Here is a 14,235-nt window from a genome sequence, read left to right as displayed (position 1 = left end):
CATTTAATGAATTGGTATTACTAGCCCAGTGGCAGGATATTCCAACACTTTTTGATTTTAAGACTAGCCACCGAGAAAAAAGCGCGAAATGGCTGACCGATGCCAAGCTTCAGATTGCTGCTTACCGAGCGGCTTATGAGTTTTTGTTCGATGTTGAAGTTCTACAAGGATTGATTGTAGTTATTACTCCTAATACGGTACAGCTTTTCACCTTAGAAAAAGCGGAACTAGAGGCATCTTGGCAAGAATGGTTGCTTCGTCTGGAACAGTACCGAAGTCTCGACTTTCATGGTCAGTTGTTTTCACAGTTGGGTCTGGAATAACAAGTGCAGGATTCGTTCGGGACTCAGTTTCTTAGCCCTGTAGTACTTTTAATCGTTCGGGCAAATCCTAACCAACGCCTTGTTAGCCAGTTGCACCGCTCACCAAAGTACAGTTACAGGGTAATTGACAAATGCACTGTCTTTTGTCAACACAGGTATCTGCTCTACCAAACTCTGAGCAATAATCAGCCGATCAAATGGATCTTTATGATGAAAAGGCAGCTTTGCTAACTCATCTAAATGCTCTGGTTGGATTTCGAGCAGCTTAATTGCGTTTCCATACACTTCACGCTTAACCAACTCAGTAAATGTCATTTTGAGTTCTAGTTTGCTAAGACTAACCTTGATCGACATCTCCCAAAGACTTGCCATGCTGAGAAATCTCTGGTTTCTCTGGTCTTCGATTAAATTTCTCGCTCCTACACTAAGATTGAGATTCCCCTCGATAAACCAGACAAACGTATGCGTGTCTAGCAGAAGCTTCATGGAGCGTATTCCTCGAAGTCCTCCAATGGCTCATCAAAATCATCTGACATTCTCACCAACCCCTTGGCACTACCAAATTTAGGACTCGCTTCTACTGTGCTAACTGGCACAATTTTGAAAGATGCTCCATCGCTGCGAGTGATGATCACTTCTTCACCGCCTGCTGCTGCTTCAATTAGAAAAGCTAGTTGAGTCTGGGCTTCTTTCAAATTAACTTGGTGCATTAGTAGTCACCCGCAAAAAACTGATGTTTTGAGTATAGCTTCTTGATAAGGTTATGGATTGAGCATGAACATCGACAGATAACTTTAGAACTAACGGTGAAGTGCAGCGGCGGCAGATACCCTTGAACTCAGCACCAACGGCTTTCGACCGTCCGCTGCCACGTAGTGTTAGCCCTCTGGCGCAACCCTACACTAAACTCCACAGACAGTCTCATCTCATTGAACAGGTAAATCTTTTAGTTTTCTCCGAAGAAGTCGTTCTTTAACATCTTGCAATGCAACCGATTTTTCTCTATAAAACTGCAAAGCATTTTCTTGTAAGGCTTCTTCTGTACTCCCAGATGCCGATGCTCGAAGTCGTTCAAGAGCTAACGCAACATCACTGAATAACTTGATAGCATCATCGTGGGACAGGTAAGCAATATCCTCAACGTGAGAAGTTGCCAGGTTGTGGACAGCTGATCGTGGTGAAATGACGATCGTAGAACATGGTACGAAAGCAGGAATCAACTTATCTGCTCTTACCCGTTGTTCATGAGTACGGGCTTGACGCACAGTATCTAGTGAAATTCCACCTTCAGGATTTTCATCAGTTTTAGCTTCAAATACAAAAGCGTGCCAGTCACCGAATATCCAAAGCCCATCAGGAGCACCATCATCTGTCCACTGATGACTGTTAGCACCTAACATTTTGCCTAACGTAGCCAATCCTTTTTCAAAGGATTTAGCATCATTATTCTCAATGTCATTCTGAGTTTCAGAGATTTTTCTCGCAAAACTACTGCCAATAATTCTCCACTTCTGGAGTAGACTATTAACTTCCAAAAACCATTCCAGCGTAGGCAAAATCTCGGCAGCATTATCATCAGATTGCCCTGAAAGTTCAGAACGTAGCTTACTTAGCCAAGTAATATTTGAAGACACTCCTGAAGCTTTATCTAAGTATGAAATAGCCGTAAGCTTAAAATTTTCTTTGCCAGAATGTTGCCAAGCGAGAAAAGCAGAGGCTGCGGCTTGGTGTAACCAGAAAGCTCTGTATGGTTTGAGATCTGATCCTCCTTCTAAAGCTGCTAAAATTTTAGCCACTATGCTCAAGGCATCTTCGTGCTGCCCTTTCCATGAAGCATATACATAATCAATTTCATGAGGCATTGCCTGATTTAGATATTCAGTCGTAAGGTCGGGAACCTTTGCATGAGAATCACGTTTCTTCCGAATGTCCTGTTCTGCTGCTTGCCAATCAGGTGAGCGACTTAGAAATAATTGAGCCAATTCAACAAATTCTTGCGGTGTATGGTCAGTTGAGTTTTCCAAACCAAACGAAATCTCAGCTTGGAGTTCTGGATGCATACCTTGAGTCAGGGTTTTAGTACAACATCTTTGTGTTAGCTTATCTCCCAAAACGAACACTACAGAATAGTCACTCTCATCACGGGTACATCGCCCTAGTGCCTGAGTTATTCTAGTGCGAATACGATTATGTAATTGGGAAGAAGCTCCAAGACCAACTCTTAAATAGAATTCTTGTAAACCTGAAGCAGACGGTTCTCCGTCTAACACCATGAAGCGGCAATCCTCTCCTGGCAAGTCAATTCCATCGTAGCGATTTGCTAAAAGAAGCACTGATGGTTCTGAAGCTTTAGTAAAAGCATCTAGATTCTGCTCAATATCCTCAGATTTAATGATGCCATGCGTCTTCTTTAACTTTGTTTCCCATACCTCAAACCTCTTATTATCGGGAACAAGGATGAGAGCACGGTCTACCTGATTAATCATAGACACTGCTGTATCTGTGGAATCTTTGTTAGCCGAAAGATCCGGGAAGAGAATTAGTCTTCTACCTGTACTTCTCTTGTGCCACTCTTCAGGTATTGGTAGCCGAGCAATTGCCTTAACTCCAAAGACTCGCTCTATATCCCCATCTTCTCCCAATGTAGCCGACATATATATCCGCTGTTTGGCGTTTGAAAAAGATGGATGAGTTTGAGTTGGTGGGATAAGAGGTCGGATTTCAATGCTTCCAGGTGATAAATATAGTGAGCAAGCTTCAAGGTGAGATGCAAGAATACTCCATGAATATTTAAGATCATCGTGCTCAGAAACAAATTCTTCTAAAATTTGTCCAATTTGATTTAAATATCCATGCCAAGCGATCGTTGAAAGTAAATCTACTGAGAATTACATCAATTCGGCTACTTCCACCAGTTTCAATCTTGTACGCTATGTAATTTGGCATGACTGGTTCAAGTAATCTGTATAAAGCCATATACAGATCCTTGTGTTTTGAACGATCAATTGAAAGAGTCCAGAGAGCAGAAATATAGTTGTCTGCTGCATGGGCATCATCACAAATGATCACTTCAGGATTATTAATTCGAGGATTAGTATTAAATACTCCACTATATGTAGTTATCGCAATCGATTTAGCTTGCTGATATGCATAAAATTGCCCTGGATCATATTTACTCTGGTAACCAACTAATAAAGCAGTGTTAATTCCATAAAGACGAGCGCGTTCATTAACCTGAGAGCAAAGTTGTCTTGTTGGACACAAAAAGACAACTCGTTCATTGAACACCCGACGACGATATTCAGCAATAAGAAGACCGACTAGAGTTTTACCTGTCCCTGTAGGTAACTCAATCGCTAAATCTTTAACCTGAATATATTTTTGATTAGATTTACTGTCTTTCTGATTGCAGTAGTCCTCCAAAATTTTTCCTTGGTGAAAATGAAGGAATTTAATGGATGGATCACGATTAAGATCCTGAAACATAGTCACAATAGAGTCAGGCTTAGGATCTTCTGAAGTAGAAGTACGGAATTTAACCATCGTCTCCCCTACAAGCAAGTGCTCTTGAGTTATCTCTCAACCCAGTCTAGACCACAATGCAATAATTTGGCAGCGGAAGGATAGCTTTACAGATAGCCTTCTGGCTATGCCTCAACCGATAGTTTAGGAGCGCCATGTTAGGCATCATCATTCTGGCGGATTAAATACAAATTCCTTGTCCGGAACCAAGTTAAAGTTACAGTCCTCAGCCTTAAGTCCGTTGAGTTTGAGGAGATTAATAGCGTTAGTTTTACTTGCCAAATCTTGCAGCATATTTTGCTCTAGATCCTCAACGTGCAAAAGCATATGTAGAAACCCGTTAAGTATATCGCTACTTTCTTCTAGGAGTTGGGATCTTGAAATATCTGAGGTCTTGACATTTAGCTCTTGAACCCCTGAGTGAGCTGCCTGTGAATTTCTCAATTTGTTTACGAGAGCCATATGATCCATGGCGCAGTGCTTGAACTCTAAGCACAAATGATATGGATGTGCCAGAGTGCCAACTAATGAAACAAGATGAGGCTCTTTGCCATTTGCCCGTTTGCAGGTTGGACATGGCGACTCAAGCAGTTGACCTAATGCCATTCGTCCATATCTGGATTCAGGTATCTGTGTGCAGTAGAGGAGCTGCTTAATTGCAACTTCACATAGCCTTGCAGAATACAAAAGTATTTCATTATAGAGACGGAGTCTTTCAATTTCTGAATCTACCTCATCATGGGTAGGCTCAGAGCCATGCGCATAGTCGTGAGAGTAGTTAATAACCCTGCACATAAGGAGTGATAAAGTAATTCCGCTTCTCGTATAAAGATTGGTAAAGCCACCTCTGTCTGGAGCTTCTTGAGTCGGCATAAGAGATAGGTGCCCTCGCTGTAACATCCACGCACGCATGTCCGTTGCGATCGGCAATATATTTATTCCGCTAATCATTTCCCCAGACCAGCGAAATGCTTGAGGGCGAAAACTCCAAGAGTGATGAGTACCATGCCACTCACGCTTATTAGATGTCACCTCGGCTGATTCCCTCACTATGCCTAACTATATAACTATACTGAAATTTTCCGTCTAGTCAACTCTTAGGGAACAAAAAGCCAAAACTTTCGGGATAATCACCTCATAAGGAATGATATCAAGAAATTATCCGTATATTTTTCGATAATATCCAGAAACTTTCTGGATATCACATCCAATAGTCACATTATCAAGAAATTTTCACAGATGTCATCGTCTGAAACATTATTCTTCCAAAACAGAAAAAAGTGATATTGATTGAATTAAACGCTATATTGTATCCCTACACAGCGATCGCATTCCTTAATTTAGTTCATTAGTTCTAACTCAAAAGATCTCCTACAATTAGAATTGCCACCATCTCTAACTGACAATGCCTCCTCCAGACCAAGACTCCCCCCAATCCAACCGTTACCAAGCTCCCGAATCCCTCACGGGTGTTGTAGAACGCATAACCTATCACGCCTCTGAATCGGGCTACACTGTCGCCCGACTTCAATCGCCCAGAGTGCAGGAACTAATGACAGTAGTGGGCAACTTCGCCAACATTCAAGCAGGACAGACTCTTCAACTCAAAGGCGTTTGGAAGAACCATCCCCAATACGGCTCTCAGTTCGAGGTGCAGCAGTACACGGAAAGCAAACCCGCCACTTTGACTGGACTTTAGAAGTATCTGGGCAGTGGCTTGATTAAGGGTGTCAGCTTAAGAATGATTATAACCGAGAAGTGTTTAATGAAGATTTGGGTGTGGTAGCCGCCATTAATGCGGTCGAGCATGAATTGACCATCGGCTTTGAAGGGCGGGATGTGGTTTATGATTACGCCGATCTCAATGAAATTACCCTAGCATGGTCGATTTCCATTCATAAAAGCCAGGAGTCTGAGTATCCAGTGGTCTTACTACCGATTTATCTGACTCACTATGTCATGCTGTCCCGAAATCTCATTTATACGGGGCTGTCCCGTGCTAAGAAATTGGCGATCATCATCTAGGGGTTAAATTGATGGCTTTCGGCGAAAACAGTTTTAGCGGCTGAGGAGATAGAAAGGGTACGGGTAGTAACCGTATCCTTTGGCGATAAGCAAGACTTCTTGAGGTAATAGAAATGTGGTAATTGTTAGGTAGTCCCTGCAAGCGAGTGGAGGTCGTTGCAATTCATCGCAATTAACCTGCAATTATAGGCTATGATCTAGCAGACTCGTTGCAAAAACTCACAATTATCCTCTTAGCAAAAACGCTGAAACCCCTGATTTATCGTACCTCCACTATTTTGTAGGGACTACCAATTGTTAAATGCCTTAGCCAACCGAAAAGATTTCACTCAAACTTAAGGGATGTCTGTATTACCCGTACCCTTTGGCAGCACTCTTGGCATAGCTTGATGTTTGTAGCCTTTTAGTGCTATCGCCCTTTTTTGGCGATGAGTTAACAACCAGCTTATGTCAGATCTTATTGTTTTTGGGTTTGAGAACCAAGAAGTTCGTTTTGTTGGTACTCCCGACAAACCTGAATGGATTGCTCAAGATGTAGGAATTGCTTTAGAGATTCAAAATGTTCGTCAGCTTTTAGCCAAGTTTGATGAAGATGAAAAGGGTGTATGTACTATATACACCCCTGGTGGTGAACAGGAAATGCTGACGGTGACTGAGCCTGGGCTTTATCGACTCATTTTCAAATCTCGAAAAGCTGTAGCCAAGCGGTTTCAACGATGGCTTTTTCATGAAGTGCTGCCGTCTATCCGACGTACTGGCGGCTATAGCATTCATCAAAGTCAACCATCGCCAAAAGCTCTCATCGCAGCGCGAACGATCAAGGAAATCAACGAATTAGTCGTCGATATTTCCCCTCGTTTGGCTCAGTATCTCATCGATCACACCATCTCGGAAGTTCTCGAACAAGCCGTCTTGCTAGGAACGACAGAGACTTTACGGGGGGTCGTGGAAATCGCTCAAGAGATGGGTTTACCCGTCAACGCTCAAAACCGTTCCCAACTCGGTCGTTTCGTTAAAAACTCACCAGTGGGTCAATTAGCTGTATCTGAAAAACGTTTAGTTAATGGAACCTTGCGAGAAGTACATTGCTATCCCGATAATGACTCAGTTCGTCAGATTATTCGTTCTTTCTTTTCTTAATTTTTAATTAACTAAACTCGGGTTACTTAATCTAGCTTTCATTAGTTTTACTGATCAAAAATGAGGGTTTATTCTCTTGTTGATGTTAACTGTCCTATCTACATCACAATCATTTTATCTCTTTCACTGAATTAGAAAAAGGCTAACGCCTGTTCGATGAAGAAGCTAGATTCGATGAGGAGAAGGAATAATCATAAATTTTCCTTCTTCTCTCTTCTACATAGAAATTATTTAACGACACACTACTTAAGTGAGGAAAAAACAATGTTAGCCGTCTTAGGTGATTACTTAAAACATCTCAACTGTGAAATTGAATCTTACGAGCAACTCATTGCCAAAAAACGTGAAGAAGCTCAAAAACTGGCTCAACTTTAAGGACAAGTTGTAGAGGCGTTAGGCATCCTCAAAAATGTTGTTGATGAACTTAAAACGGTCGATCCAGAAGCAATTATTACAATTCAAACAGCAGCCTTTGAGATCTTCAAGAATCAAGATGATAATGGAAAATTGTCCACTCTACTACCAGATGTTGCTCTAACCACTACCATTGAATCAACAACAAATGAGGATTCTTCAGAGATGGATACCAATTCGTCAGAAGCGAGTCTTGCTCAAGCTGAAAATGAAACAAACCATGAAGAATCCCATTGCATTAGACTATCTGAAAATGTGGTTTACGACCCTCAAAAAGCGATTGTTTATGCTGGAATTAACGCCTACAATCGTGCAAAAGTTTGGGGAGATTTGCTTTGCTTCAATCATGCGGTCGGAAAACGCTTTGAAATTAATAACCATAGCCACTCCAAAGGTTACAGTTATGACTTAACCGTTTTCGGACTCGAAAGCGAAGATCTACAACGATTGGCTGACAGTGATCTGACTAAGCATCCTGACACAGCCGAAAACGCTTCTTGGCAGCCCCCGAAACGGCAACCCCAAGTTTTATCTCCCAGACCCAGAGTGTGTCAACCTGGTGATCTAGCAGTAGGCGATCTTGCCCGAAAAGACGACGGGCGAGAGTATCGAATAATTGGTGTCAGTGATGATGGCTCAGTGGTCAAAGTGCTAAACGAAGATGAGATGGAGATGGCTTTCTCCGTTGGGACTCTTTATCTGGTTAAAAAACATGAGTTTCCATCTAAGGATGATACTACCTTGACTCCAGAGATTCTCAAAAACGAGCAAACTGACCCGCCAAGCCTAAATATTGGATCACCAGTAATCATTCATAGTTCTCGCTATCAAGGTCTTTATGAAGGGAAAGAAGGCGTTATTGCGACTGAACCGAGTCTCTTTGGTGTCAAAGTCGATCTTGGAGTAGATAAGCCAATTTTCTTCCTTAAAGATGAAGTGTTTTTATCCGAGGCAACGTCAGCTTGACATGAGGAGCGAAAGTATTACTCATTGAGGTGTATCGATACAGTCTACTCCTCTTTTTATTCTTTTTTAGGAGGTTTTCTAATGACTCATCAAATCGCCGATCAAGAATTACCATTTACTCTTAAAGATAGTGTTTCCGCTCAAACAGTAACAGAAAAAATTGCTTACATTAATAATGGATTAGAAATCTATTTTGATGGCTACGGAAATTATAGTTGTGAGCCAACATCGGGAAGTACTGTTTTGATTGAAGTGTTTGAGCATAGCTTAAGAGTGATTGTTTGGGGTGACATCCTACAAGAAGATCCAACTCATATTATCGAACTTGATAGAGCCAGAGAAGTTTTGAGAGGTGATACCACCAATGAGTCTAACTGAGATATTTCACTCATAGTTTGTTGAGGAGTAGTTGTCTACCTGAATAATTACTCCTTTTTCCAACTCGACTGTTGAAGAATCTTTCCTTATACTAACAAGCATTGAGCAGCATTTTACAAGTTAATCTCCGTCAGTCATTTGCTAGACAAAAAAAGTTAAAGCCTAGTCAGTTAGTCGATTATTTTAAGTTCAAATCAAGCATTTTGTCTGAATAGTTTCTAATATCGAAGCTAGAATTAACTTACGTTTAACTGATTTTTGTTTCCTCAGTGTCTTCTATTTGCTTAGATTAGCTTATCTTTTGAGAAGAAATATGGAAAGCAAGCCGTGTTATTGTTAAACATTTCCTTTGTAAAATCTAATCAAACATTAAAGACAATTTTTCTAAAATTCGTTGCCTTCTCAACATTTTGATGATCAAAGTCAACTTGAACTTTGATGTAAGCAACTAATACTTAACTATTGTCCTAAGTTGTCCTTGCTATCTAAAGACTTTTACACTAAGTTGACTAATTATTTTATAAACGTTACTATTTACTTAGTAAACCTAGTTGCTTTAATCTCTATGACCATAAAGCAAGCAGCAACGTCTAAGCCAGAAAAATCCAAATCGTCGAGTCATCTTAAGGAAGCGACCGAACGTGCATTAAAACTAGGTGAGCAACGAGAGATGAATACAGTCTTTCTAACTCGTGCGATTAAAGCGATTAACCATTTTGCTGAACATGGTTCTCTGGTTGATGTTAGTACTGCTTCTTCCGATTATGAATTACTTTTGAAAGTTTTGGAAACGCCCGAATCTCTAGAACTTCTTCAAAAAAGTGACCCTTTAGCCAATGCTCGACTAAGAGGACTTAAAGTTAAACAAGAACTTCTAGAAGCTAATGGAGGATGTATCACAGTAGAAGAAGTGGCAAAAATTCTCGGGATTACTCGTCAAGCGGTTGATAAACGTCGTCGAGCCAATAAGTTAATCGGCATCAGTCGTGGAAAACACGCTTATCTCTATCCAATCTGGCAATTTGATTCACAATCTGTCATCAAAGACTTGGAGGCTGTGTTAGCCGAGTTAAAAGATTATGACCCTTGGATGCAAATTGCTTTTCTGTTAGAACCCAATCTCCGTTTGGATGGAAAAACTCCGCTACAAGAGTTGCAATCTAACAATAGCGAGCAAGTTTTGACAGCAATTCGGGTTTTTGGAGAACAAGGTGCCGATTGAATACAATAAACCAGGTATACATCCAGAACCGCCAGATGACCTACATACAAGAACGTTACCGATTCTCGAACTCAACAGTTCTTTGTGGAGAATTCATCAATCTCGCTATCATCCTTTGTATTTTGGACGGAGCGGAGAAAATCGTTTTGATGCTCCTGCCCAAGAATATGGAATTTTATATGTGGGGCTTGATGAGTTTTGTGCTTTTAGAGAAAGTATTGGACGGCTAGTCAAGTATCGGATAGTAACTAAAAGTTTATTAATCAATCGTCAAATCTCTCAAATAGAAGTCAAACGTCCATTGAAGTTAGTTGATTTAAGTGGAGCAGGATTAACAAAGTTAGACGCTGATGGAAGATTGTGTACTGGAGATTATCTAGTAGCACAACGTTGGTCAGAAGCTTTACGCAACCACCCTTCTAGTCCTGATGGTCTATACTATAGGTCTTGTTACGATCCAGAACGCTATTGCCTTGCCATTTATGACCATCTCGAATCAGAATTGTCGATCAAGATCACATATGACTTGTGGGAAGATATATTTAGAGAACGACTGGGTCATATTCTCGATACCTACGAATATGGGTTGATCGAGGATTAATTGGAGTTAAGTAACGATCGCGCTTGTCTAATCCGTTTTGTCTAAATAGATAGGGGATAGTAAAGACTACTAGAAATATAACCTTGACAAGTTTATCCTTATTTAGGTAGAAGACCTGCAAGAGATAAATATCTATCTGTTAGTTCTGACTTTTCGCCGATCGCCTCGTTGTCTTTTTCTGATTGCTTAAGAGATTAGCTTGGTAGACTTCAATAGCCCTTTGGTGAGCGATGGGGTCATGACGATTATGAAGCCAGTCTTGAATCAGGTCAAGGTTGTAGCGGATGCAGCGACTATTAATCCGAACCCAATGAATGCCTTCGATCAGTAGTCCTTGTAATCTGTATCGTTTAAGCGTTGTCCCACTCAGTTGCAGGTATTGGGATGCTTCTTGCTTACTAGCAAAATGGGCGATCACTAGAATACTCCTAAATGACTCTCAAGCCTAAATCGGACTTAACATTTGTCCTTTATCTAAGCTTGTTTCTAGATGAAGATAACAACTCCAAATCTAGGATTCAAGTGTAACGCTTGGTTGAAATGAAAAATTACTGCAAGCATAAAAATTCTAAATTTAAGGAATAATATACAAAAGATGAAAAAAACTCAGCCAAACTGGAGCTAAGTGAATTCTATTAGTGGTAGGAATTTGGTAGGAATAATTGTTGAGAATCGTTATAATGTTTATGTAGTAGGATTTAAAAAGATTTTTGAACTTCGTTCGGGACGAAGGGGTCGCACGTTCAAATCGTGTCATCCCGATTTGTACATTCGCACATTAAATGTCGCAACTCGCAAATTAATGTCAAATGCTTTAATTTTTAGAGATAACTTGATCATACTAAGTTTTTTCAAATTCATGTCGCCATCTTAATCAAATGGAGACGCCTAGCTATTTTTTAAGTATAATTCCAAATCTCACAAGGTTCCTGAACGAAGTGCGCCTTTCAACCCTCCTATTAAAAAATATAAAGCAGCAAATTTTTTGCTGTTCACCTCGAATCTTCTTGCTTTCAACCCACCCCTAGTCGGGATGGTTGTTGAAACAATCAACCTCCTTATGCAAAAGCAATACGTTTGATCTTTCAACCCACCTGTACGTTTGCAAATTAGATGTCGCAAACGTACATTTGGATTAAGTCTTTAAACCTAGAAAAACAATATCACGGATTTTTCAAGGAAGAAAATTAAAACTCTAGATTCACGTTTGAGTTCTGCCTAACCTGCGTAACTCCGACAGATGTTTAAAATTGTTAATTTTGGCCGACCCGTTCGCATAGTAAACTAATAAAGTGTTTAAATAAAAATCTTTTGAATAAAAATTTAGCAGCCAAACCCTATTAATGCCTACTTTAGTCACTCCTTCGTCTTTTCCCCTGACTGCGATCGTTGGTCAAGAAGCCATCAAACTCGCCCTTCTCCTCGCTGCGGTTGATCCAACTCTCGGCGGTGTCGTCATTGCAGGGCGCAGAGGAACCGCTAAATCAGTTATGGCTAGAGGAATTCACGCTTTACTACCTCCTATCGAAATCATTCAAGATAATCCTTTTAATTGCGACCCCAACACACCTCAAGAATGGGATAATTTAACCCAAGAACAGTATCAAACCAGCGTTAATATACCGACTGAAATTATTCCTGCGCCGTTTGTCCAAATCCCGTTAGGAGTCACCGAAGATCGTCTACTTGGTTCAGTAGATGTCGAAGAATCGGTTAAACGTGGTGAGGCGGTTTTTCAGCCTGGTTTACTGGCGCAAGCTCATCGCGGTGTGTTATACGTTGATGAAATTAATTTGCTCGATGAACAAATTGCTAATCAACTATTAACCGTTCTCACCGAAGGACGCAATCAAATCGAACGGGAAGGAATTAGTTTTCAACACCCCTGCAAACCTTTACTAATTGCTACCTATAATCCCGAAGAAGGAGCATTACGCCCGCATTTGATGGATCGAATTGCGATCGCACTTTCAGCAGATGGTGTACTAGCCCTTGATCAACGTCTTCAAGCAGTTGATCGAGTTATTGAATACGCTCAATCTCCCCAAATCTTTCTCAATCAATACCATGAAGAAATAGACGATCTTAGAACTGAAATTATTTTAGCCAGAGAATGGCTCAAAGATGTCAAAGCAACACCCGATCAAATCGCCTATCTCGTTGAAGAAGCTTTACGGGGTGGTGTCGAAGGGCATCGCGCCGAAATTTTTGCCCTAAAAGTAGCCAAAGCCGCCGCCGCCTTAGAAGGACGAAATTTTTTAAGTGCAGATGATCTTAAACGAGCCGTTGAACTGGTCATCGTTCCCCGTTCGACTATTCTACAACCACCACCTGACCAACAACAGCAAGCCCCACCACCCCCTCCACCTCCTCCTCAACAACCCCAAGACGAATCAAACCAAGATCAAGAAGAACAAGAAGAAGAAAATAAGGAAGAACCCGAACAAGATCCCCCAGGCGTTCCTGAGGAATTTATCTTTGATGTCGAGGGTGTAATTCTCGATCCTAGCGTTCTCTATTTTGCTCAAGCGGCGCAAAGACAAGGAAAATCGGGTAGCCGTAGTATGATTTTTTCTGAAGATCGCGGACGCTATATCAAACCCGTTTTACCCAAAGGCAAAGTTAGACGAATCGCTGTCGATGCCACCTTACGCGCGGCTGCACCCTACCAAAAATCTCGTCGTCTGCGTAATCCAGAACGCCGTGTAATCATCGAGGAAGGAGATTTGAGGGCAAAACGTCTCGCACGTAAAGCAGGCTCTCTAATCGTCTTTGTCGTGGATGCTTCAGGATCGATGGCCTTAAATCGGATGCAGTCGGCTAAAGGGGCGGTGATGCGTCTACTAACAGAAGCCTATGAAAATCGAGATCAAGTGGCGTTAATTCCTTTTCGGGGCGAAAAAGCCGATGTTTTATTACCGCCGACTCGTTCGATCGCACTAGCAAAAAGACGCTTAGAAACCCTGCCCTGTGGAGGTGGTTCTCCTCTAGCACACGGTTTAACCCAAGCGGTACACGTGGGCATGAATGCAAAAATGTCGGGAGATATTGGACAAGTGGTGATTGTTGCGATTACCGATGGTCGTAGTAATATTCCTTTAGCTAAATCTCTGGGCGAAACTTTAGAGGATGGCGAAAAACCCGATATTAAAGCAGAATTACTCGATATTGCTGCCAAAATTCGAGCAGTGGGCATGAAATTATTAGTAGTTGATACTGAGAAAAAATTTGTTTCTACAGGTTTCGCTAAAGAATTAGCCGCAAAAGCAGGGGGGAAATATCATCATTTACCCAGAGCAACCGAACAGGCAATTGCTTCGATGACCAAAGGTGCGATCGCAGAACTGCTGTAAGTTAGATGTAATAGTAGTTATTAATGATTAAGCTAAACTAAATGTGTACTATACTTGGCGATCAATATGCCTCTCAACGAACTTTTAACAATTGCTAGTCAACTTTCTCACTAAGATAAACTACGTTTAATTCATTTTCTTCTTCTTGAAGTGTCTAAAGAGGAAGGGTGTAATCTAAATCTTATGAAGGAAAGTGATCCAGAGAGCGCACTGCTAAACCAACTGATCTCTACTTAAGCAGTTGTCTAGTCGCCTCATGCAGACCAGCTATTATCTTTTACACAACGTCCA

Annotated in this window: 13 protein-coding genes and 1 pseudogene; 8 read left to right on the top strand and 6 right to left on the bottom strand. The window is 41.1% G+C overall.

What is annotated here, in order from left to right:
- Nucleotides 1–323, top strand: a pseudogene (locus CFPU101_RS23785) (hypothetical protein); the annotation flags it as partial.
- A 99-nt stretch (nt 324–422) separates the two neighbouring features.
- Here CFPU101_RS23785 and CFPU101_RS23780 read toward each other — a convergent pair.
- The 5 genes from CFPU101_RS23780 to CFPU101_RS23760 form a co-directional block, all read right to left on the bottom strand.
- Nucleotides 423–809 carry a type II toxin-antitoxin system VapC family toxin gene (locus CFPU101_RS23780; RefSeq protein ID WP_206818162.1) on the bottom strand — a complete coding sequence of 129 codons (387 nt, stop codon included), beginning with the start codon at nt 807–809 and terminating at the stop codon, nt 423–425.
- Entirely contained in the window at nt 806–1,033 is a 228-nt protein-coding gene (locus tag CFPU101_RS23775) for a type II toxin-antitoxin system Phd/YefM family antitoxin (RefSeq protein WP_206818160.1), read from the bottom strand. Before CFPU101_RS23775 ends, CFPU101_RS23780 begins: the two co-directional genes overlap by 4 nt.
- Before the next feature lie 216 nt (nt 1,034–1,249).
- A complete protein-coding gene (locus CFPU101_RS23770) occupies nt 1,250–2,809 on the bottom strand; it encodes a helicase C-terminal domain-containing protein (protein WP_242578232.1) in 1,560 nt (519 codons plus the stop codon).
- A 319-nt stretch (nt 2,810–3,128) separates the two neighbouring features.
- The gene (locus tag CFPU101_RS23765; protein ID WP_206818156.1) at nt 3,129–3,866 is read right to left on the bottom strand and encodes a DEAD/DEAH box helicase family protein; all 738 of its coding nucleotides are present in this window, start codon (nt 3,864–3,866) and stop codon (nt 3,129–3,131) included.
- 147 nt (nt 3,867–4,013) lie between these two features.
- Nucleotides 4,014–4,718, bottom strand: a complete 705-nt coding sequence (locus CFPU101_RS23760; RefSeq protein ID WP_206818154.1) for a hypothetical protein — start codon at nt 4,716–4,718, stop codon at nt 4,014–4,016.
- 885 nt (nt 4,719–5,603) lie between these two features.
- Between CFPU101_RS23760 and CFPU101_RS23755 the strand changes: the two genes are divergently transcribed.
- From CFPU101_RS23755 to CFPU101_RS23730, 6 genes are all read left to right on the top strand, one after another.
- Nucleotides 5,604–5,870, top strand: coding sequence for an ATP-binding domain-containing protein (locus tag CFPU101_RS23755; RefSeq protein ID WP_206818152.1), 267 nt, complete (start codon nt 5,604–5,606; stop codon nt 5,868–5,870).
- Between the two features lie 447 nt (nt 5,871–6,317).
- On the top strand, nt 6,318–7,010 hold the full coding sequence (locus CFPU101_RS23750) for a Bro-N domain-containing protein (RefSeq protein WP_206818150.1): 693 nt from the start codon (nt 6,318–6,320) through the stop codon (nt 7,008–7,010).
- Nucleotides 7,011–7,517: 507 nt separating this feature from the next.
- Nucleotides 7,518–8,390, top strand: a complete 873-nt coding sequence (locus CFPU101_RS23745; RefSeq protein ID WP_242578231.1) for a hypothetical protein — start codon at nt 7,518–7,520, stop codon at nt 8,388–8,390.
- 81 nt (nt 8,391–8,471) lie between these two features.
- A complete protein-coding gene (locus CFPU101_RS23740; protein WP_206818148.1) occupies nt 8,472–8,768 on the top strand; it encodes a hypothetical protein in 297 nt (98 codons plus the stop codon).
- Nucleotides 8,769–9,333: 565 nt separating this feature from the next.
- The gene (locus CFPU101_RS23735) at nt 9,334–9,990 is read left to right on the top strand and encodes a type IV toxin-antitoxin system AbiEi family antitoxin domain-containing protein (RefSeq protein WP_242578230.1); all 657 of its coding nucleotides are present in this window, start codon (nt 9,334–9,336) and stop codon (nt 9,988–9,990) included.
- Nucleotides 9,980–10,591: an RES family NAD+ phosphorylase gene (locus tag CFPU101_RS23730; RefSeq protein WP_206818145.1), complete on the top strand. Its 612-nt coding sequence runs from the start codon at nt 9,980–9,982 to the stop codon at nt 10,589–10,591. Before CFPU101_RS23735 ends, CFPU101_RS23730 begins: the two co-directional genes overlap by 11 nt.
- A gap of 139 nt (nt 10,592–10,730) precedes the next feature.
- Here CFPU101_RS23730 and CFPU101_RS23725 read toward each other — a convergent pair whose 3' ends face one another.
- Entirely contained in the window at nt 10,731–11,009 is a 279-nt protein-coding gene (locus CFPU101_RS23725; RefSeq protein WP_242578229.1) for a hypothetical protein, read from the bottom strand.
- A gap of 925 nt (nt 11,010–11,934) precedes the next feature.
- Between CFPU101_RS23725 and bchD the strand changes: the two genes are divergently transcribed.
- Entirely contained in the window at nt 11,935–13,944 is a 2,010-nt protein-coding gene (gene bchD, locus CFPU101_RS23720) for a magnesium chelatase ATPase subunit D (RefSeq protein ID WP_206818144.1), read from the top strand.
- The last annotated feature ends 291 nt before the right edge of the window (nt 13,945–14,235 follow it).

It is taken from the genome of Chroococcus sp. FPU101 (genome assembly GCF_017312365.1).
GTDB lineage: Bacteria > Cyanobacteriota > Cyanobacteriia > Cyanobacteriales > Microcystaceae > Chroococcus.
The sequence above is the reverse complement of the archived record's forward strand: the minus strand, read 5'-3'. Positions and strand labels throughout refer to the sequence as shown.